Source organism: Prochlorococcus sp. MIT2308 (assembly GCF_059772345.1).
Genome location: NZ_CM186283.1, coordinates 224,306 through 242,513 on the forward strand (window position 1 = coordinate 224,306; position 18,208 = coordinate 242,513).

The following is an 18,208-nucleotide window of genomic DNA, read 5'->3' on the forward strand; positions in this document are numbered from 1 at the left end:
AATTTTCTTTGTATATTCATGTTTTAATTCATTTCTAAAACTATAAATAACAATGAAAATAAAGTAATTGAGAAAAGTAGTATTATTATTATTATTTCTAGATGATTTAGGATAGGTTTAACTTGGTGCTGAGCTATAAGTAAATCCTTCGATCTCCACTCAATTGGTTTTTCCCAGATTTGACCGTCATACCAACCAGATTCTTCATATTCAATGGTTTCAGAATTTAGTCTATTATATATATATACCCAACTTAACCATTGCCTAATTAATAATAATATAGGGAAAAGAAGAGAGGCAGTGAAACTTACAAAAGTAAGGTCAAAAATATTATTTTTCAGGTAATCGCTTCCATAAGATATTGTAAAGCTAATTGGTGTAATCAAAAACCAACTTAGTACTAATTTCCTATAGAAAATACTTCTTTTTAAAAAAGGCCAGGAGATTATCCAAGAATTTCTAATACTATTAAATTCATTTAATGGTCTTTGATTTGAAGGAACAGGACATATTGTATTATCCATCTTTTAATACGATTAATTGATTATTAGTAAAACCATGAAAGATTCCATTGCTCCAAAATGATTCTAAATCATAGAATTTTCTTTCATAAGGTTGAAAAACATTAATTATCAGATCTCCGTAATCTAATAATGCCCATTTTGCTTCATTAATTCCTTCCTTTCTGAGAGGGAGTAGATCAGCTTCTTCTTTTAAAGTCTTTTCCACATTGTTAACTATTGCCCTTACTTGAACATCGGAAAGACCTTCTGTAATTAATATCCAATCGGCAATACTAGAAACTTGATCAACCTTTAAAAGTTTTATATCCCCAGCTTTTCTATCATCGCAAGCTCCTGCAGCTAGTTCAATTAATCTACTATTATCCATAAACATTTTCACTTGTAACTGATTTTTTAGAGCCTTCTTGAGATGCCATTTCTGCTCTTGCTCTTTCAGCACTTTTCCTCAAGGCTTCTAATCTGTCTTCGTAAAATGTTCTCTTTTTTTTCTTTCTAGATTTTTCTACTAAATCTTTTAATGCACCACCAAGACTTTTATAAGCATTTGGAACGCTATACCCGAAACGACAAGCTAAATCAATAGCTCTTTCATCAGCTGCGATTGCGTCTTGTAAACGTTTCTCTGAATTGTTTTTTAAATATAATCTGTAGCCCGCAAACCCTGACAATCCAAGAGCCATTAGTAGAAGCAGTCCATCTTGTACCCATAATTCTCCAATTGCACCACCTAAGCCTATTGCGAGAGCGGCCATTTCCCAACCGTCTCTAGGGATGGTGTCATTCTGAATGCGTCCCACCTCATGCCAAAACAATAAATTTCTATGATCTTGAGCTAGGTAATCCCATTGCTCGAGATCAACTTGAATTTCCACTTCATCTCGCCCAATTTCTTCGAGCGTGATTAAGGGAGGATCTATTGCTGCCGCGGCTTCAATAAATACCCAGCTTTGGTTTTCTGGTGGCAGCAGCCCTTTTAGGCGCTGTAGTTCGCTCATACTCTTTGTTTCTTGTTCGGATAGTTAGTTAAACTTTAGTGGTAGTTTGCCGATCTAGACAGTAGATGATAAACAGATACCTAGAATGCGTGACATAAATGAAGTTTACAAGAGATTCAAATGCCACGGCGTAAAGATATACGTCGGATTTTGATACTAGGCTCTGGACCTATTGTTATTGGTCAGGCCTGTGAATTCGATTATTCCGGTACCCAGGCATGTAAAGCCCTTAGAAGCGAGGGCTTTGAAGTCATTTTAGTTAATTCAAATCCAGCTTCAATAATGACCGACCCCGAAACGGCAAATAGGACATATGTAGAACCTCTCACAGCTTCAGTTGTTGAACAAATCATAGAAAAAGAACTACCTGATGCTCTTTTGCCAACTATGGGAGGCCAAACTGCATTGAATATTTCAGTTGAATTAGCAGAGTCTGGAATTTTAGATAAGTACAACATTGAATTAATTGGTGCTGATCTAAATGCAATTAAGAAAGCGGAGGATAGGAATTTATTTAAAATAGCGATGAATAATATTGGGGTTAACGTATGCCCATCTGGCATTGCTTCTAATCTTCAAGAAGCTGAAATAGTAGGAAATAAAATTTCTTCATTTCCCAAAATTATCAGACCTGCTTTCACACTAGGCGGAAGTGGAGGAGGTATTGCTTATAACCAGGATGAATTTTTAGAATTATGCAAAACAGGTTTAGATGCTAGCCCTGTTTCTCAAATACTTATTGAAAAATCTCTTTTAGGTTGGAAAGAATTTGAACTAGAAGTTATGAGAGATTTATCAGATAATGTTGTGATTATATGCAGTATTGAGAATGTTGATCCTATGGGAGTTCATACTGGAGATTCTATTACAGTAGCGCCTGCTCAAACTCTAACTGACAGAGAATATCAACGTTTACGAGATTATTCAATCTCAATAATTAGAGAAATTGGTGTTGCTACTGGTGGAAGCAATATCCAATTTGCAATCAATCCAATTGATGGTGAAGTTATAGTAATTGAAATGAACCCTCGTGTTAGCAGATCGTCAGCTTTGGCAAGTAAAGCTACAGGTTTTCCAATAGCAAAAATTGCTGCTCTTTTGGCCGTTGGTTATAGATTAGATGAGATTATTAATGATATTACTGGTAAAACCCCCGCATGTTTTGAACCTTCAATTGATTATGTTGTTACTAAAATTCCTCGTTTTGCATTCGAAAAATTCTCAGGAAGTTCCTCAATACTTACTACCTCGATGAAGTCAGTTGGAGAGGCTATGGCAATAGGAAGATGTTTTGAAGAATCTTTTCAAAAAGCAATAAGATCTCTTGAGACTGGATTCAGTGGTTGGGGGTGTGATCGTGATGATGAAAAGCTTTCATCTGTTGACTTAGAAAGACAATTAAGGACTCCTTCCCCTGAAAGAATAATGTATGTACGATTAGCTATGAAGAACGGTCGTAGTGATAATGATATATTTTCTTTCTCTAAAATAGATCCTTGGTTTTTGTCAAAATTGAGGAATATAGTAAATGCAGAGGAGAAATTACTTAAGTATAAAAATATTAACGATTTAGAGCCTAATTTCTTATTCAAACTTAAACAAATAGGTTTCTCTGATCGTCAGATTGCATTTGCTCTAAATACTGATGAACTATCAATTAGATCTATAAGAACTTCTCTTAAAATATTACCTGTTTATAAAACAGTAGACACATGCGCCTCTGAATTTTCCTCAAAAACACCATATCATTATTCTACATATGAAAGACCAGTTCGAACCATTGATAAAGATGGAAATATAATCAAAAATCTTAATCTAAGTGAAATTAAAAAAGATAATAAAAATAAAATTTTGATTCTTGGTGGAGGACCAAATCGTATTGGGCAAGGCATAGAATTTGATTATTGTTGTTGCCATGCTTCTTATCAAGCTCAAGAGGAAGAATATACAACAATAATGATAAATAGTAACCCCGAAACGGTCTCAACTGATTATGACACAAGCGACATACTTTATTTTGAGCCTTTAACTCTAGAAGATGTTCTGAATGTTATTGAATTTGAGGAACCCTATGGGATAATTGTTCAATTTGGAGGGCAAACCCCTTTAAAACTTTCTTTACCAATAGCCAATTGGTTGAAAAAACCCGAAAACACAAAGTTAAGAACAAAAGTATTAGGAACATCCCCGTTTTCAATTGACTTAGCTGAAGATAGAGAGCAATTTGATAAGGTTTTGAGAAAGTTAAATATTAGGCAACCTAAGAATGGAATCGCTAGAACTTTCGAAGAATCTTTGGATGTCGCTAATAAAGTTGGCTATCCCTTAGTCGTTAGGCCCTCATATGTTCTAGGTGGTAGAGCTATGGAAATTGTTTATGAGCAAGATGAGTTGGAAAGATACATAAAGGAAGCAGTAAATGTTGAACCTGAACATCCAATCCTTATTGATCAATATTTAGAGAATGCAATTGAGGTCGATGTTGATGCTTTATGTGATGTCAGTAACGATGTTGTGATTGGAGGATTGATGGAGCATATTGAGCCTGCTGGAATTCATTCTGGCGATTCAGCGTGCTGCCTCCCCTCCATAACGCTTTCTAGTGACTCAATTAAAACAATCAAGCGTTGGACAAAATCTTTAGCTATTGAGCTAGATGTCGTAGGTCTAATTAATCTTCAATTTGCTGTTAAAAGAGATGATGAAGGTAATGAGATTGTTTACATTATTGAGGCTAATCCAAGGGCTTCAAGAACTGTTCCTTTCGTTTCTAAAGCTACTGGAATACCTCTTGCAAAAATTGCAACTCAGCTGCTTTTGAGTAAAAACCTCAAGGATATTGGTTTAAATCAAGAACCAATTCCACCTCTTCAATCAATAAAAGAGGCGGTTATGCCTTTTAGACGTTTTCCCGGATCAGACAGTGTTTTAGGACCAGAAATGCGTTCAACAGGTGAGGTGATGGGATCTGCAAATACTTTTGGAATGGCCTATGCAAAATCCGAACTCGCTGCCGGTGAGGGATTACCTACTTCTGGTTTTGTTTTCTTATCTACTCATGATCGAGATAAACCAGCATTGATTCCCGTAGCAAAAAAATTAATTGAATTAGGTTTTTCAGTTTTGGCAACATCTGGCACTTCCAAGTATCTCGAGAAATTTGATTTGAAGGTTGAAAGGGTTCTTAAGGTTCATGAAGGAAGACCAAATATCGAGGATATGATTCGATCTGGAAAGGTTCAGTTGGTAATAAATACTCCGATTGGACGTCAAGCAATTTATGATGATAAATACCTTAGGAAAGCAGCTCTTGACTATTCAGTCCCAACATTGACGACCTTAAAAGGAGCTAGTGCTGCAGTGAAGGGGATTGAGGCATTGCAGAATCAAGTCTTATCCGTTTCAGCCTTACAAGATATTCATTCCTAAGCGATATTTCGCTTGAAAGGTTATTTAATTAATAGTAATATTTCTATTCTAAATATTATTTACTCTGTTGATTTTTTTCTGTAAATCCTTAAATAGTAATTTTGTATATTTTTTTTTAGTTCCTTTTTTTGTCGTTTTACGCAAAGCTCTATTACTACCTCATTAAAAATTCACCTTTTTTTCTAATTAAGACATACAATTATCTTCTTGCTTGATAATTTGAATGACCGCTACAGCTTCTTCTTCACCAAAACTAAGAGTTGATACACGCGGAACTAACGAGTTGCCGCCCCATTTAGATGAAAACCTTTTAACACCTCGTTTTTATGTAACCGAATTTAAGAAAGCTGCCAAGACAGAATTAACTGATGCTCGTGAAGAGTTTGAAGCGATGCTTTCAGAGATGAAGGCTGATTATAATTGCACTCATTTCGATAGAAAAGCAAGTTTAGATAGGCTGCAAGAATTACCGCAGAAGTCAAAAGAGGTCTATGAAAGTTATTTAGTAAGATCTGTTATCTCTGAGTTTTCAGGGTTCTTACTTTTTAAGGAAATTTCTAATCGTTTAAAGAAAGAAGGAAATAGAGATCTTGGAAAACTATTTCAGTTTTTAGCCAGGGATGAAGCTAGACATGCAGGATTTCTCAGTAGAGCTCTTGTCGCTGAGGGTATTGAGGTTGATCTACCTCATTTAGGTGGGAAAAGAGCAGCAACTTGGTTCCCAATAAGTTGGGTTATTTATTCTGTATACCTGTCAGAAAAAATTGGTTATTGGAGATATATCTTGATGGATAGGCACCTTAAAGCTAATCCAGGAGAAGCCTTTGCTCCTTTGTTTGACTTTTTCGAACCATGGTGTCAAGACGAGAACAGGCATGGAGACTGTTTTACTGTAATGATGAGATGTTGGCCTGGAATTACTAAAGGTTGGAGAGGTAAGTTGTTAAGTCGTTTTTTCCTTTGGAGTGTATTTCTAACTCATACTTTGACAGTTTGTGAGAGAGGAGAATTTTATGAATTATTGGGCATTGAGCCTAAAGAATTTGATGAGGAAGTTATCAAAAGAACAAATCACACCTCTAAAAATGCTTTTCCTTGGGTATTCAATCTTGAAGACGAAAAGTTTTGGGACTTGAGAAACCAAATTATTGAATCTTTTAGGGCATTTGTTTCGACAAAAGGGTTAACAAAGCCAGTTAAGTTCCTGAAATTTGTATCTTTAATTTTTAGGCAATTTGCATTGCCAATGGAAAAAACTAATGCATTGAGATACGACAAGGATGTTAATTTTACTGGTGGTGATATTTTGAATTTCTGGACTGATAAATAAGATTTTTTGGGGAATTTAAATATCAAAGGGATTTCCTGCTTGTGTATCCAATCCTTTGAAGTATTTCCCAAATTGAGCGTTATAAACTTCGTCCTCTTCTTGCGTTTCGCATTCCAATGGACCTATTGCTTTGGAAACGCATAATAATCCAAATCCCTGATCTCGCAGCTCTTTTGACAAGCCAATGCAAGCTTGTTGATCCATTTCACCTGAAATTATTTTAACTGCGCATTCTGAGCAACAACCGTTTCGGCATGAGAATGGGAGTTTATCACCGATTATTTGACCATTTTCATCTTTTGACTCGAAATTTCTCAAAATATATTCTCCTTCTGGAACCTCAAAGGTATATGTTTTACCTTCTTGCTTATGGTGAATTGTTATTTTGTGAACTGGTTTCATAAAAATATTTACTCTTGTGTCGATATGTCTTTTATTTCTGGTGGTTCAGGTGGCAAGCTTGCATGTTCCCAAAGCTCTTCAGTATTAAGTGTTTTTGTGAACTTCTCTCCACCAAAACGAAGCTTTAGCCAAGCTATTGTTGAGGATTCTTCTGCAACAACAGCCTCATATCCTTCTTTGTCTGAGATATTAAATTTAACAACCAATGATGAATTTAAAAACCACATAGGATAATCAGATCCTTTACGATCCCTTCTCTCATGAAAAGATTCTCTTAGTTGTCCATTACCCTGTAATTGCCCCTCTGGTGCAAGTAGTACGTTTAGGGCTTTGGTCTCTGACATATATTAAGGATCAGAAAAAGTTTGATCTTAGGTTATGTATTTCCTAGGACCTTAATTAAATAACTTTAGTAAAATGACTTGCATTGATGCAAATGGTTTGATAGATCTTCACAAGATTTCTTTGTTTCCTTTACTTAGCTTTCAAATTATTTAAAAGAAGTAAATATAGTTCCTTAATTGATAATTAATTATTTAAGCCTCTTTTTTAGGTGCCTCAGCCTTTGTTTTAAGAGCTTCAGCTTCAGCTGCTTTTTTTGCTTCTTCAAAATCAATTCTGTTTTGTAGTTGCCCTGAAGCTCTCATCCAATCATTTACAGTAGCTTCCTTCCCAGCGGCTTCACATTCCTCTTGATACTTCAAGAATGGATACCAATGGTGAGTCGCATTCTTGGAATCTGTAAAATTAGTCAATTTCTTAAGTATTCAATGAATTGATTATCGCATCATATTTTCTTAATTTGGCATCATATTAATTTTTTATAGTAATAGTTCAAACCTTTGTCGTAATTATTACTCTTAGTTCGTTTTGTAAGAAAATCTTATTTTAATGAAACTAGCTTTTATTGGTCTTGGATCTATTGGGAAGCCCATGTCTCAGCGCCTAATTAATAACGGCTATGATTTGAATTTATATAAGAGAAAAAAACTTAATAATGACGATAAAAGAAAATATTTTATTGATCCTATAGAAGCTGTAATTGAATGTGATGGCCTTTTGATTTGCGTTACTGATGACGATGCAGTTGAATCTGTTCTATTTGGCGCTAATGGTGTATCAGGCTCATTAAAGCCTAATTCATTTGTTATCGATTTCTCTACAATAAGTCCTAATAAATCTATCTCAATACATAAAAGATTAGCTCAACAAAATATTTTCTATGTTGACTGCCCTGTTTCTGGTGGTACAGAGGGAGCTTCTGAAGGTTCATTGTCTTTGTTTATTGGTGCAAGTAAAGAAGAATGTTTATCTTTTGAACATATATTTCAAGTTCTAGGTAAATCAATAAATTACTTTAATGGCGTTGGTAAAGGCCAACAAGTCAAAGCTCTTAATCAGATACTTGTTGCAGGAACATATGCAGCAGTTGCTGAGGCAATGGAATTAGGTAAATTGCTTGAGTTGCCAATGGATGATGTAATTGATGCTTTAAAAGTTGGAGCAGCTAATTCCTGGCCATTAGAAAATAGATCAAAAGCAATGTTGATTAATAAACATCCCTTGGGATTTAAATTAGAGCTGCATAATAAAGATTTATCTATTGCTATTGATCTAGCTAAATCTATAAACATTGATCTACCAATTGCATCTAGAGTGAAAGAAATGGAGCAAAAGCTAATTCAAATCGGTCTAGGTGAACTTGATGTTGCTGTTCTTCATAGATACATCTCATTAATAAAAAAATAAGACAAGAATAACTGTGATAGATAGACTTTGATTACTTATTTGTTTACAATCTTAGTTAAGCATGTTATAATAGAAAATGATTATTGAAATGTTAGAGCTAGGTTATGAATTTGGGAAAGCAGCACGCAAAACTAATAAAGTTGCAAACTAAAGCCGAGTCTTGCTTGTCTCGTGATGAAGCCAGGAAGATTATTCGTAAGGCTGAAAAAGCTCAATCAAAAATCTCTGGATAATTTCTTAATTTATTAAGTCATCAAATATTATCCCTTCATGTTTTTTGTATTTAATTCTCCAAAGGTTTGAGGATATTGATTTTAATTTGTCTATTAAAGTATCTGTATTCCCTTCGTTAATCCAATCTGATTTGATTAAGGGGAGGTTATTTTGCATACTTTCAAAACTAATTTCTGCTAATAATAATCCTGTTTCATCATTTGAGATTTTTAAATTACCTTCATTAGTTCTTTTAAATAACCTAAGCAATAAATCAAGTAGTATCTTTTCAGCTTCTTTTGTTGGAGGTTGATTTTCAGAATCTACTCCAGTAAAAGTTTTTCCTCCAATAGGCATTAACCTTTTATTATTTTGTTCTGCAAGAGCAATCGCTATTAAATATTTTTGTTCTTCCATTTAGTTTTAAAACCTATCAATTTTTCAATGATTTGATTTTATCTGCTATCAACGCAAAAATGTTTTATCTTAATGTTGAAGCATTTGACATTTAATTGCCTAAGAATCCAAGTAACTTGATCCTTGTAGATCAGCTGAGTAAATATTATCGAGTTGCAAACAAACAGCCGGGGTTTAAAGGCACTCTTAAGCATTTTTTTGATCGAAAGACTAATGATGTTCCTGCTGTTACTGATATTAGTTTCAAAATCACTCGAGGAGAAATAGTTGGATTTCTTGGAGCCAATGGAGCAGGTAAAACCACATTATTAAAAATGATGTGTGGTCTTATTCATCCCTCGAGAGGATTGGTTGATGTCTGTGGTTTTTCTCCTCAACGAAGGCAAACGGCTTTTTTGAATGAGATAACTTTGGTGATGGGTCAAAAGCAACAGTTGATTTGGGACCTTCCTCCAATGGACTCTTTGTATGTAAATGCTGCTGTGTATGGTTTGTCTGACTACGAAGCAAAAGAAAGAATAAATGAATTGGCCGATATGCTCGAACTTGGAGAAGAGCTTACAAGACCTGTAAGAAAGTTATCTTTAGGACAAAGAATGAAAGCTGAAATACTTGTTGCCTTACTACATAAGCCATCTGTTCTTTTTCTAGATGAACCTACCCTGGGACTAGACGTTAATGCTCAAGCAAGAGTTCGTAGCTTTTTATCCGAATACAATAAAAGAACTGGCGCGACAATTTTACTGACTAGTCACTACATGGCTGATATTACAGCGTTATGTCCAAGAGTAATTTGTATTCACAAAGGGAAGCTTTTTTACGATGGCGATCTTGATTCGCTTGCTAATTCATTATCACCCTCAAGAGAGGTAAAAGTTGAATTGAAAAATCCATGTATAAGAGATCAATTTGTTAAATATGGTGAGATTCAATATTTGAATGATCGTTTTATATCTTTGTTAGTTTCAAGGGATAAATTAACAGAAATGGTAAGTAATCTTTTAACTGATTTTGATATTATAGATTTAGAGATTAGTGACCCTCCTATTGATCAATTGATCGGAGAATTATTTAAAAAAGGAGAAGTCAATTGAGAATATTTGGATTGTCTTTCAAGGTTATTAAGACTTTACTTACAACACAATATGCATACATGTTGGAATATCGCATCGAAATTGCTTTGTGGGCTCTTTCGGGGGTGCTTCCTTTTATAATGTTTTCCCTTTGGAGTCAAAATGATGTTGGTAATACTTTTGGTTTAAATGATATTAGCTTGGCAAGATATTTTTTGAGTGCTTTTCTGGTTAGGCAGTTTTCTGTCGTATGGGTTGTTTTTTCTTTTGAAGAAGACTCACTCTCCGGTCGATTATCACCGTATTTGCTTCAGCCTCTGCATCCTCTTTTGAGATATGTAGCGGCTCACTTAGCAGAGCAGGCAACAAGACTTCCTTTCGCAATAGCTATCGCCATAACTTTTTTCATACTAAATCCTTCATCTTTTTGGATTCCTTCATTATCTAAAGTTTTTCTTGCATACTTATCAACTCATTTGGCTTTTTCTATCGCATTTCTTCTTCAAAGTTTAGTTGCTGCTCTTTGTTTTTGGACTGAAAAATCTAGTTCTCTAGAGAGATTAATATTTGTTCCTTATCTTTTTCTCTCTGGTTTATTAGTACCCTTATCAGCTTTTCCTTCTAATGTTCTAAAAGTTGCAATGCTAACGCCATTTCCTTATCTAATTAATTTCCCAGCAAAGATTTTATCAGGCATGCCAGTTGATATCTTTAATGGTTTTTTAGCTCAAATTTTTTGGATCTCAATTCTCATTCCTTCAGTTAATATTCTTTGGAAACTTGGTGTAAAAAGATATACAGCTATGGGAGCATAACATGTATCGTTATTTTAAAACAATTAGATTATTTTGGTCTACAGCTTTTGCATCTCAACTTGAATATCAATTAAATTTTTTAATTGAGTTGCTAGCTATGTTGGGTACACTCTTGGGAAGTGTGTTTATATTATCTCTTTTCTTTACTGGAGGAAGACAATTAGGAGATTGGACTTGGGAATCGGCTTTAGTTATTCAAGGTGTTTATACCTTTTTAGATGGTTTAACAAATGCTCTTTTACGACCAAATTTAACCGAAATAGTTAATTATGTTAGAGAGGGTACTTTAGATTATGTTTTACTAAAACCTATTGATAGTCAATTTTGGTTATCAGTTAAAAAATTTTCTTTTGCAGGGTTACCTGAAATCATTTTGGGACTTTCTATTGTTTTTTGGGCGTCTATTCAAACTGGCTCCTCTTTTTCAATTTACTCCCTATATGTATTCATTATTTCCTTATTCATTGGTTTTGTTATTCTTTATTCAGTCTGGTTCCTAATTGCTGCATCTAGTATCTGGTTTGTTAAGACATGGAATGCAACAGAAGTACTTAGAGCTTTGTTGGCTGCAGGTAGATATCCCATTTCAGCTTACCCAGTTATTTTGAGATTTATATTTACGTTGGTTTTACCTGTAGCCTTTTTAACCACTTTCCCAGCTGAAGCAATTTTAGGAGATCTGAAATTAAATATAATATTATTTGGTTTATTATTAAGTAGTTTGTTTTTTATTCTTAGTAGATTATTCTGGAAATTTGCTCTTAAACACTATACTTCTGCTTCAAGTTAATTAAAGTAAATATATTTTATTTTTAATTGTATTCATAATTTAATGATTGATTTATTGTCCAATACCAAAGAATGTATTGATTACGAATAATAAACTAAAGATTGTGAGGAATGAAATTCCAAACCAACAGATTGTTTTTAGAACATGGCCATAACGAAATTGATTTTTTACTAATGGACTATTCATTGTATCCATAGCCATCCAGGCAAAGAGAGGAGCTGATAGAAAACTACCGGTCATAGCCCCAAATACATAGTCTTTAACTCCAATCCCGCCAGATTTGGCAATCAAAAGAGCACAAAGTGATGCAAACACATGAAATATGATCCATTTTTTTAGACGTTTCTTTTCTGTCAAAGTAGTGCCATTCCCCTTGTCTGAGCGAGTTATCAACCCATGAGCTGATGAAATGCTTCTTGGATATGCGTCTAGGCATGTAAGCGTAGTACTAAACATGGCTGCAAAGGCTGCAGGAACAATTATCCACTTTGCCCATCCACCAATGGATTCTGTGTATAAACGTATTAAATTCTGAGCAAAACTAACACCTGAACCTGTCAGCATCTCATCGCCAGTGCCGTACATTGTGTAGGCACCAAGAGTTAGAAAGAAAATAGCAGTTATTACTGTGATGAAATATCCAAGATTGAAATCAAATTCTGCTTCTTTCAAAGTAGCGGTATGTTCAGTCTCTTTAGCTCTAGAAAACATCCATAGTGAAGGCCATATACAAAGTTCTACTGGTCCAGGCATCCAACCCATCAAGGGAATTAAAAATCCCAAGTTAGAGAGGGTCCATGGAGAGGGATTGCTATTTAATATTGAAAGATTGATATCTCCTGCAGGTCCTTTTATTAGTAAGGATATAACAGCAAAAAATGTTAATAATGTAAGCATAAATACAAGAATCTTGGAAATCCTATCAAGGGCTTTATATTGACCTATAAATAATATTAATGAACATACTATTAAAATACCTATAGCTAAATCTAAAGCAGGAAAGGATGAAAAAATTACTATATTTTTTAATAGAAGACCGGTAACAAAACTAACTGCGGAAATAGTAAATGTACCAGTAATTAATCCAACTATTAAATATAATGGCAAATAAAATTTATTACGTTTTTGAAAGCCCTCTAAAAGCGATAGTCCAGTAACAGCTGTAAATCTTGTACCGACAAGTAAAAATGGATATTTGACTAAATTTGTTAATAAGATTAGTCCAATTAGCGAAAATCCAAATTTAGCTCCCGCTGTAGTCGATGACATCAGATGAGACCCGCCTATGCATGCTGCAGCTAAAAGGATTCCAGGGCCAAGACTTTTTCTATAACCATTGGAATTACTTGGAACTACTTTTTCCATATTTTTTAGAAGTTATTTTATTTTTGCAAAAAAAATAATTTTTTCAATTTAAGTACATAAAGATTATTATTTTGTAGGAGGATATCTTTTTATTAAAATAGCTTTTTCTAAATTCTATTTGTTGTCTAGCTTCTCTAGACTTTTTATAATGACTAAATCAGTAAATCTATATTTAGCTTCAGGTGTAAGTGAAGGCAAGGGATTTTGGCTCGTTAACTTTACTGAGGAGGATGATATTTACAATTCTCTTGGGACTAAATTACTTGAGTGTTATAGAAAGGAGTTATTTGGTCTTGAAGGAGCAGTTGAAGTTAAGGAAGCAATTAATACAACCTTAGATATTCTCTCTTTCTATTCCCAATTAGAACGATTTAAATTAGATAGTTCAAATACAGCTTATTCTTCTGAGATTCCCCTTAACCTCATTGAAGATATCTTTGATCTATGGGCATATAATTATAATAATCAAATTATATGGAAAAAATATATTGGTATATTGAACTTTAGAAAAAAAATTAAAACAAAAAATAATTATATTAACATAGGATTAAAAGGAGATACTTTTGACTTTGCTATGAAATTAGAAGAATTACTCAATTTCAAACCTTGTAATTCCTCATATAAAAAAGATAGAAATAATGAATTAATGTGGTAAAATTTTAATATCTAGATTGGTAATATATCTCTCTATCTTTGTCATCCGCAATTATATTTTCCCAAGGAAATATTATCCATTCATTAATTTTGATGTATTTAAAGCTATTCCACAATGTGTGTTGTTTTTTGCTTATCCATACATGAGCTTCTTAACCCTTTATATGCTTTATTTACTCAAGTGTATGTCCTGTATTTTAAATATCATCAACTATCTGAGAATAATTTTTAGGCTTGTCTAATAAGAGAAGTCCTATTGAATGACTTAGTGCAACGCAAGACATAATCCTGGGGAAATCCATAAAACCATCAAATTTTTTATTTTTGAAACGAATTTATATTGAATATATGTATTAATCAAAAAATATCAACTTTAACTTTATCATTTATTTATTATTTACTCTAAATTGATTACTTCTAAAACTTCCTAGATAAACTGTAATAGCCCATAAAGCCACCTATAGTTATTATTCCAGCTATTGGAGCTGATAGATTTAATGGTGTTGCCCATTCATGAACCATCAAGGAAGCCAACATAATTAGGGATTAATAGATAAGTCTTAAAATACTACATATAATATTGTTTTGTTATTTTAGTTTGCAATAATTCACATCCTTATTAAGTTATTAAATAAGTTTTCTTTTTTAAATTTGTTTATTTTGTAGATATAAATATTTTGAATTTAATATTATCTACTAATTATTTTTATTATCGCTTTCGAATATTTTGGCAATTTGTGCGTATATTTTCCCAAACAACCATGAAATAGCAATTAGGCAAACAATACCTAGAATTATTGTTATTGCTGATATGCCAGCATCATTCGGACCATAATTTATCGCTGGGTCAAATCCTTCCACTATGATTTTAATTGATTTTATCCATATTAATATTTTTTTGATTCAAATCCTGAATTTTAACTTTTTTGAAATCTGAATATATCAAATTCGCTTATAGTTGAATTATGTATAATAAATATTATCTTAAATTATATTTATGAAGTGGGAATATCATGTGGTACACCTAAACGTCGATGATACATCAGTCAATCACAAAGAAGCAAGCAATCCTGAGGTGGCGAGCGAAAAACTTAAAGGCTCACTGAGTCCAGACTTTCTTAAAGATCAATTTCCAGAACAGTACCAGGAAAATGAAGGTTCCGAGCATCCTGCTATTCAACTAAGTAAATTTCTAAATAAAAAGGGTCTGGATAGATGGGAACTTTCAGAAACAATTAAAATTGGTAATATGTTATTTCTTATTATGAAAAGGCAAGTTGATTAGTAGTTTAAAAAATATCTTTCATCGTAAATATTAACCAATTAATTAGATTTATTGGATTTGCTATCGTTTTAATATTTCTATTACCATTTATCATATAAGTCACTTTATATTTTCCTAGTATTAGATCTCTATTTTCGGTATTATTGAATTTCTTAGTCTCTTTCAAGCTATATTCTTTTCTTGTTTGTTCATTTAATTCCGTGTTGAAAATCCAAATTTTTAGATTATCTTCAGTCATTAATACATAGCCAATACCCATCCCATCTGTCATTTTATAATCCACAATTTCTCCATTTATCATTTGCGGTAAGTCATCCAATAATTTATTTGGTAATAGATTTTCTATTTTCGACTTATCTACTTTTATCTTTGCTCCAATTGGTATTAGTGGATTTACTTCCATTATGATTAACTTTAGATTTGACTAAATTAACATATTTTTCGTATCAATGAATTAATTATCCATCTACTAATCATTCTTTAATGTGTTGGAAAGCCTATTTTTTTCTCTTTAAAAACCTTTGATCTTGTTTTTGTCTACCTTTTTCACGCTTTCCTCTCCTTCTTCTTTTGAATAATTAATTTTAATATAGTTAATTCCAATTATCGTTAGTCTTATAAACACAAAAGCCGTAGCTATAAATCCAATTAATATAAAAGTTGATAATAGGGTTGATCCTAGATCTATTTCAGATAATTTTATCATGTGAATCAATTTACTAATTTATTTAATCTTTTATAAAACAAAATTTAAATTTGAATACAAATTCTAAATAAATTTTAATTTATATTGGTTACAAGACATCTGTAGAAAAATTTTTCTAAAGGATGCATAACTGAAATAGGAATATAAATTGAAAATGGATCAAACTCAATTTAAAATCCCACTTTCAAGCTTAAGGCCCTATACAGTTCATTATAGAAACTGTGATAATCAGCGTCTTGAGAATTGCTTTTATGCATGTGATGCATACGAGGCAAGATTACTTGCGATGGAATTTAATAGGTATATTCATGAACACCCAAATTGTATTGACCTTATTAGAAGAGAAATGATTAACAATATTTAGATTATTTCACCAGAACTAATTTTTTGTATAAAATATATAATTTAGATTTATATGTTAAATAATGATGTTATTTCTCAAATCTTTTTGGGATTTATATCATTTTTATCTAATTTCATTTCTGCTTTATCTGGTGGTGGAGCAGGCTTAATACAACTTCCAGCGCTCATATTTTTTGGTCTACCTTTCTCAAAAGCTTTGGCAACTCATAAAGTGGCTAGTGTTGCTCTTGGTATCGGGGCTTCGGTCCCACACTTAAAGAAAAATGACTTACAAATAAAATATGCTTTTTTAATATTAATTTCTGGGTTACCTGGCGTTTTATTAGGGGCATATACTTCCTCTATTTTACCCAATAATTTTTCTACTACCTTATTAGGTTTTTTGACTTTGTTTCTTAGCTTTTACTCAATAAAGCAGAAAAAACTGGGAAGTTCAAATAAAAAAATTCAAATTAATAAGTTAAGAATAATAATTGGCTCATTAGGCCTTTTTACTATTGGTTTTTTCAATGGCTATCTATCTTCTGGTACTGGACTTTTTGTAACGATTTGGATGATAACAGTATTTGATTTAACTTTTTCAGTGGCGGTTGCTTATACCTTGATTTTTGTTGGAATTTTTTGGAATGGCATTGGTGCACTTTCTTTAGGATTAAGGGGAAATATTATTTGGAGCTATATACCTGTCTTGATCCTAGGTTCACTTCTAGGTGGCTATTTTGGTGCTTATTTTTCAATAATTAAAGGGTCCAAATTTATTAAAGTTATTTTTGAATTAGTTTCTTTTTCTGTAGGAATTTCATTACTAATTAAAGCTTTTTTATGAGTATTTATTTGATAATGGTTTTTTATGCGCACCCAGCCTTTCCTAAATCATCTTGTAATTTACTTTCACAGTCTAAAACTCTTGCCCAGCAAGGTAATTGCTGCTTAACAGGTGATTCAAGGAATTTATTTATTGCCGGTCTTAATAGTTTTCCAAAAGTATGAACTGCTATTTCTTCTTTATGTCGACTGTAAGGCAATTGGTTTACTGATGAATCTAAACTAAATTGTTTAACTCTATCTTCACCTGCTCTTCGATATAAAACCTCCAAGTTTGCTAATTGAGAACTTGTAAGTGTTCTTGCTTCATGTTCCATCAATCCTCTTAAAACGCTGGAAAGAATTTCCGTAGACATTTTTTGTAGACCCTCGTTAGCCTTTGAACCTATTTCTTTATGTTTGTGGTCGAAAATACCCAGATCAACTTGTGCGATTCTTGATATCCTTACGTTTTTATAAACCTCTGATAGAAGGCCTATCTCTAACCCCCAATCACAAGGAATTCTTAAATTCATTGCTAAGTCTGTAGTAAAAGCAAACTCTCCAGCCAGTGGATATCTAAATGATTGTAAATATTGAAGGAATGGAGCATTCCCCATCAATTGCTCCAAACTTGATAGAAGTGGACCTACAAATAATCTCGTGGCTCTCCCTTGAAGTGCATTTGTCTCAAGAGATAGGCGGCTGTAAAAAGCTTTTACATATGAAATCCCATTAGATTTTTCTAGTAAAGGACCCAACATCCTTGCTGGATAATTAGAGTTGAATGTTCTGATATCAGCATCGAAAAGTGCTACGACTTCTGAACTTTTCGTGGCAACACCAACTCCTTGCCATACTGCCCATCCTTTTCCTGGAACACCTAATAGATCTAGTCCATTCTTTTCTTGGTCTTTTAGTAATTCAATAACCAATGGACTATTTGTCCATTGGACGTGAACTGGATATGGCATTTCTTTAAAGAAATCTCTTGCGTTCTCGACCTCGTCGCGATTACTAGCAGATAGTGCAACGACAAGCTGATTTAAATTTTTTAACTCTTTTAACGTAGATCTTATAAGTTTTAAGGCTGGCCTACTGAACTCTTCAAATAGGCATGGAATAAGTATTGATGTTGGTCGTTTTAAGAGGTCTTTATTTAGTTGAGTTACTGGATCTTTTGCTAATCCGTACTCATGAATAGTTGTGATTAAACCCTGCTGAAAGTCCATTCAAGATAAAAGTTTTACAGATTCAAGGTGAGAGCTACGATGAGGTAGAGAAGATTGTTTTC

21 protein-coding genes are annotated in these 18,208 nt (G+C 33.1%); 10 read left to right on the forward strand and 11 right to left on the reverse strand.

What is annotated here, in order from left to right:
* Positions 1–23 precede the first annotated feature (23 nt).
* Genes AC6EIW_RS01160 through AC6EIW_RS01170 form a run of 3 tightly spaced genes read right to left on the reverse strand, consistent with a single transcriptional unit; the run spans position 24 to position 1,519 of the window.
* On the reverse strand, positions 24–524 hold the full coding sequence (locus AC6EIW_RS01160) for a CGLD27 family protein (RefSeq protein WP_498520809.1): 501 nt from the start codon (positions 522–524) through the stop codon (positions 24–26).
* A complete protein-coding gene (gene rsfS / locus AC6EIW_RS01165) occupies positions 517–891 on the reverse strand; it encodes a ribosome silencing factor (RefSeq protein ID WP_498520810.1) in 375 nt (124 codons plus the stop codon). The genes AC6EIW_RS01160 and rsfS overlap by 8 nt, the downstream gene beginning before the upstream one ends.
* Positions 884–1,519, reverse strand: coding sequence for a DUF3318 domain-containing protein (locus AC6EIW_RS01170; RefSeq protein ID WP_498507135.1), 636 nt, complete (start codon positions 1,517–1,519; stop codon positions 884–886). Before AC6EIW_RS01170 ends, rsfS begins: the two co-directional genes overlap by 8 nt.
* Before the next feature lie 120 nt (positions 1,520–1,639).
* Between AC6EIW_RS01170 and carB the strand changes: the two genes are divergently transcribed.
* Positions 1,640–4,948 carry a carbamoyl-phosphate synthase large subunit gene (gene carB / locus AC6EIW_RS01175; protein WP_498520811.1) on the forward strand — a complete coding sequence of 1,103 codons (3,309 nt, stop codon included), beginning with the start codon at positions 1,640–1,642 and terminating at the stop codon, positions 4,946–4,948.
* Positions 4,949–5,171: 223 nt separating this feature from the next.
* The gene (acsF, locus tag AC6EIW_RS01180) at positions 5,172–6,278 is read left to right on the forward strand and encodes a magnesium-protoporphyrin IX monomethyl ester (oxidative) cyclase (RefSeq protein WP_498520812.1); all 1,107 of its coding nucleotides are present in this window, start codon (positions 5,172–5,174) and stop codon (positions 6,276–6,278) included.
* 15 nt (positions 6,279–6,293) lie between these two features.
* Here the strand turns inward: acsF and AC6EIW_RS01185 are convergent, their stop codons facing one another.
* The 3 genes from AC6EIW_RS01185 to AC6EIW_RS01195 form a co-directional block, all read right to left on the reverse strand.
* The gene (locus tag AC6EIW_RS01185; protein WP_498520813.1) at positions 6,294–6,680 is read right to left on the reverse strand and encodes a 2Fe-2S iron-sulfur cluster-binding protein; all 387 of its coding nucleotides are present in this window, start codon (positions 6,678–6,680) and stop codon (positions 6,294–6,296) included.
* An 8-nt stretch (positions 6,681–6,688) separates the two neighbouring features.
* Positions 6,689–7,024 (reverse strand): hypothetical protein, encoded by a 336-nt coding sequence (locus tag AC6EIW_RS01190; protein WP_498520814.1) that lies wholly within the window; start codon positions 7,022–7,024, stop codon positions 6,689–6,691.
* Positions 7,025–7,216: 192 nt separating this feature from the next.
* Complete coding sequence (locus AC6EIW_RS01195; protein WP_498520815.1) at positions 7,217–7,435, reverse strand: hypothetical protein; 219 nt, start codon at positions 7,433–7,435, stop codon at positions 7,217–7,219.
* A 136-nt stretch (positions 7,436–7,571) separates the two neighbouring features.
* On the opposite strand from AC6EIW_RS01195, the gene AC6EIW_RS01200 reads away from it, so the two are divergent.
* Entirely contained in the window at positions 7,572–8,429 is an 858-nt protein-coding gene (locus AC6EIW_RS01200) for an NAD(P)-dependent oxidoreductase (protein WP_498520816.1), read from the forward strand.
* A gap of 237 nt (positions 8,430–8,666) precedes the next feature.
* On the opposite strand, the gene AC6EIW_RS01205 is transcribed toward AC6EIW_RS01200, so the two are convergent.
* Complete coding sequence (locus AC6EIW_RS01205; protein WP_498520817.1) at positions 8,667–9,059, reverse strand: DUF8680 family protein; 393 nt, start codon at positions 9,057–9,059, stop codon at positions 8,667–8,669.
* A 95-nt stretch (positions 9,060–9,154) separates the two neighbouring features.
* Here AC6EIW_RS01205 and AC6EIW_RS01210 point away from each other — a divergent pair, with 95 nt between their 5' ends.
* Genes AC6EIW_RS01210 through AC6EIW_RS01220 form a run of 3 tightly spaced genes read left to right on the forward strand, consistent with a single transcriptional unit; the run spans position 9,155 to position 11,737 of the window.
* Entirely contained in the window at positions 9,155–10,153 is a 999-nt protein-coding gene (locus AC6EIW_RS01210; RefSeq protein ID WP_498520818.1) for an ABC transporter ATP-binding protein, read from the forward strand.
* Positions 10,150–10,947, forward strand: a complete 798-nt coding sequence (locus tag AC6EIW_RS01215) for an ABC transporter permease (RefSeq protein ID WP_498520819.1) — start codon at positions 10,150–10,152, stop codon at positions 10,945–10,947. Before AC6EIW_RS01210 ends, AC6EIW_RS01215 begins: the two co-directional genes overlap by 4 nt.
* 1 nt (position 10,948) lies before the next feature.
* Positions 10,949–11,737 (forward strand): ABC transporter permease, encoded by a 789-nt coding sequence (locus AC6EIW_RS01220; protein ID WP_498520820.1) that lies wholly within the window; start codon positions 10,949–10,951, stop codon positions 11,735–11,737.
* Positions 11,738–11,788: 51 nt separating this feature from the next.
* Here AC6EIW_RS01220 and AC6EIW_RS01225 read toward each other — a convergent pair whose 3' ends face one another.
* Positions 11,789–13,102: an NRAMP family divalent metal transporter gene (locus AC6EIW_RS01225; protein ID WP_498520821.1), complete on the reverse strand. Its 1,314-nt coding sequence runs from the start codon at positions 13,100–13,102 to the stop codon at positions 11,789–11,791.
* Between the two features lie 148 nt (positions 13,103–13,250).
* Between AC6EIW_RS01225 and AC6EIW_RS01230 the strand changes: the two genes are divergently transcribed.
* Positions 13,251–13,757, forward strand: a complete 507-nt coding sequence (locus tag AC6EIW_RS01230; protein ID WP_498520822.1) for a josephin — start codon at positions 13,251–13,253, stop codon at positions 13,755–13,757.
* 695 nt (positions 13,758–14,452) lie between these two features.
* On the opposite strand, the gene AC6EIW_RS01235 is transcribed toward AC6EIW_RS01230, so the two are convergent.
* A complete protein-coding gene (locus AC6EIW_RS01235; RefSeq protein WP_498520823.1) occupies positions 14,453–14,617 on the reverse strand; it encodes a hypothetical protein in 165 nt (54 codons plus the stop codon).
* A 136-nt stretch (positions 14,618–14,753) separates the two neighbouring features.
* Between AC6EIW_RS01235 and AC6EIW_RS01240 the strand changes: the two genes are divergently transcribed.
* Complete coding sequence (locus tag AC6EIW_RS01240; RefSeq protein ID WP_498520824.1) at positions 14,754–15,041, forward strand: hypothetical protein; 288 nt, start codon at positions 14,754–14,756, stop codon at positions 15,039–15,041.
* 4 nt (positions 15,042–15,045) lie between these two features.
* On the opposite strand, the gene AC6EIW_RS01245 is transcribed toward AC6EIW_RS01240, so the two are convergent.
* Positions 15,046–15,444, reverse strand: coding sequence for a DUF2862 domain-containing protein (locus tag AC6EIW_RS01245; RefSeq protein WP_498520825.1), 399 nt, complete (start codon positions 15,442–15,444; stop codon positions 15,046–15,048).
* Positions 15,445–15,901: 457 nt separating this feature from the next.
* On the opposite strand from AC6EIW_RS01245, the gene AC6EIW_RS01250 reads away from it, so the two are divergent.
* Positions 15,902–16,111 (forward strand): DUF8647 family protein, encoded by a 210-nt coding sequence (locus AC6EIW_RS01250; RefSeq protein WP_498520826.1) that lies wholly within the window; start codon positions 15,902–15,904, stop codon positions 16,109–16,111.
* Positions 16,112–16,162: 51 nt separating this feature from the next.
* Complete coding sequence (locus tag AC6EIW_RS01255; protein WP_498520827.1) at positions 16,163–16,936, forward strand: sulfite exporter TauE/SafE family protein; 774 nt, start codon at positions 16,163–16,165, stop codon at positions 16,934–16,936.
* A 22-nt stretch (positions 16,937–16,958) separates the two neighbouring features.
* Here AC6EIW_RS01255 and AC6EIW_RS01260 read toward each other — a convergent pair whose 3' ends face one another.
* On the reverse strand, positions 16,959–18,146 hold the full coding sequence (locus AC6EIW_RS01260) for a glycosyl transferase (RefSeq protein WP_498520828.1): 1,188 nt from the start codon (positions 18,144–18,146) through the stop codon (positions 16,959–16,961).
* Between the last annotated feature and the right edge of the window lie 62 nt (positions 18,147–18,208).

Bases quoted from the DNA above. Each gene is read 5' to 3' on its own strand.
- AC6EIW_RS01225 (WP_498520821.1), bottom strand. From the start codon at position 13,102: ATGGAAAAAGTAGTTCCAAGTAATTCCAATGGTTATAGAAAAAGTCTT.
- carB (WP_498520811.1), top strand. From the start codon at position 1,640: ATGCCACGGCGTAAAGATATACGTCGGATTTTGATACTAGGCTCTGGA.
- AC6EIW_RS01220 (WP_498520820.1), top strand. From the start codon at position 10,949: ATGTATCGTTATTTTAAAACAATTAGATTATTTTGGTCTACAGCTTTT.
- AC6EIW_RS01190 (WP_498520814.1), bottom strand. From the start codon at position 7,024: ATGTCAGAGACCAAAGCCCTAAACGTACTACTTGCACCAGAGGGGCAA.
- AC6EIW_RS01255 (WP_498520827.1), top strand. From the start codon at position 16,163: ATGTTAAATAATGATGTTATTTCTCAAATCTTTTTGGGATTTATATCA.
- AC6EIW_RS01260 (WP_498520828.1), bottom strand. From the start codon at position 18,146: ATGGACTTTCAGCAGGGTTTAATCACAACTATTCATGAGTACGGATTA.
- AC6EIW_RS01200 (WP_498520816.1), top strand. From the start codon at position 7,572: ATGAAACTAGCTTTTATTGGTCTTGGATCTATTGGGAAGCCCATGTCT.
- rsfS (WP_498520810.1), bottom strand. From the start codon at position 891: ATGGATAATAGTAGATTAATTGAACTAGCTGCAGGAGCTTGCGATGAT.
- acsF (WP_498520812.1), top strand. From the start codon at position 5,172: ATGACCGCTACAGCTTCTTCTTCACCAAAACTAAGAGTTGATACACGC.
- AC6EIW_RS01230 (WP_498520822.1), top strand. From the start codon at position 13,251: ATGACTAAATCAGTAAATCTATATTTAGCTTCAGGTGTAAGTGAAGGC.
- AC6EIW_RS01170 (WP_498507135.1), bottom strand. From the start codon at position 1,519: ATGAGCGAACTACAGCGCCTAAAAGGGCTGCTGCCACCAGAAAACCAA.
- AC6EIW_RS01185 (WP_498520813.1), bottom strand. From the start codon at position 6,680: ATGAAACCAGTTCACAAAATAACAATTCACCATAAGCAAGAAGGTAAA.
- AC6EIW_RS01250 (WP_498520826.1), top strand. From the start codon at position 15,902: ATGGATCAAACTCAATTTAAAATCCCACTTTCAAGCTTAAGGCCCTAT.
- AC6EIW_RS01160 (WP_498520809.1), bottom strand. From the start codon at position 524: ATGGATAATACAATATGTCCTGTTCCTTCAAATCAAAGACCATTAAAT.
- AC6EIW_RS01240 (WP_498520824.1), top strand. From the start codon at position 14,754: ATGAAGTGGGAATATCATGTGGTACACCTAAACGTCGATGATACATCA.
- AC6EIW_RS01245 (WP_498520825.1), bottom strand. From the start codon at position 15,444: ATGGAAGTAAATCCACTAATACCAATTGGAGCAAAGATAAAAGTAGAT.
- AC6EIW_RS01205 (WP_498520817.1), bottom strand. From the start codon at position 9,059: ATGGAAGAACAAAAATATTTAATAGCGATTGCTCTTGCAGAACAAAAT.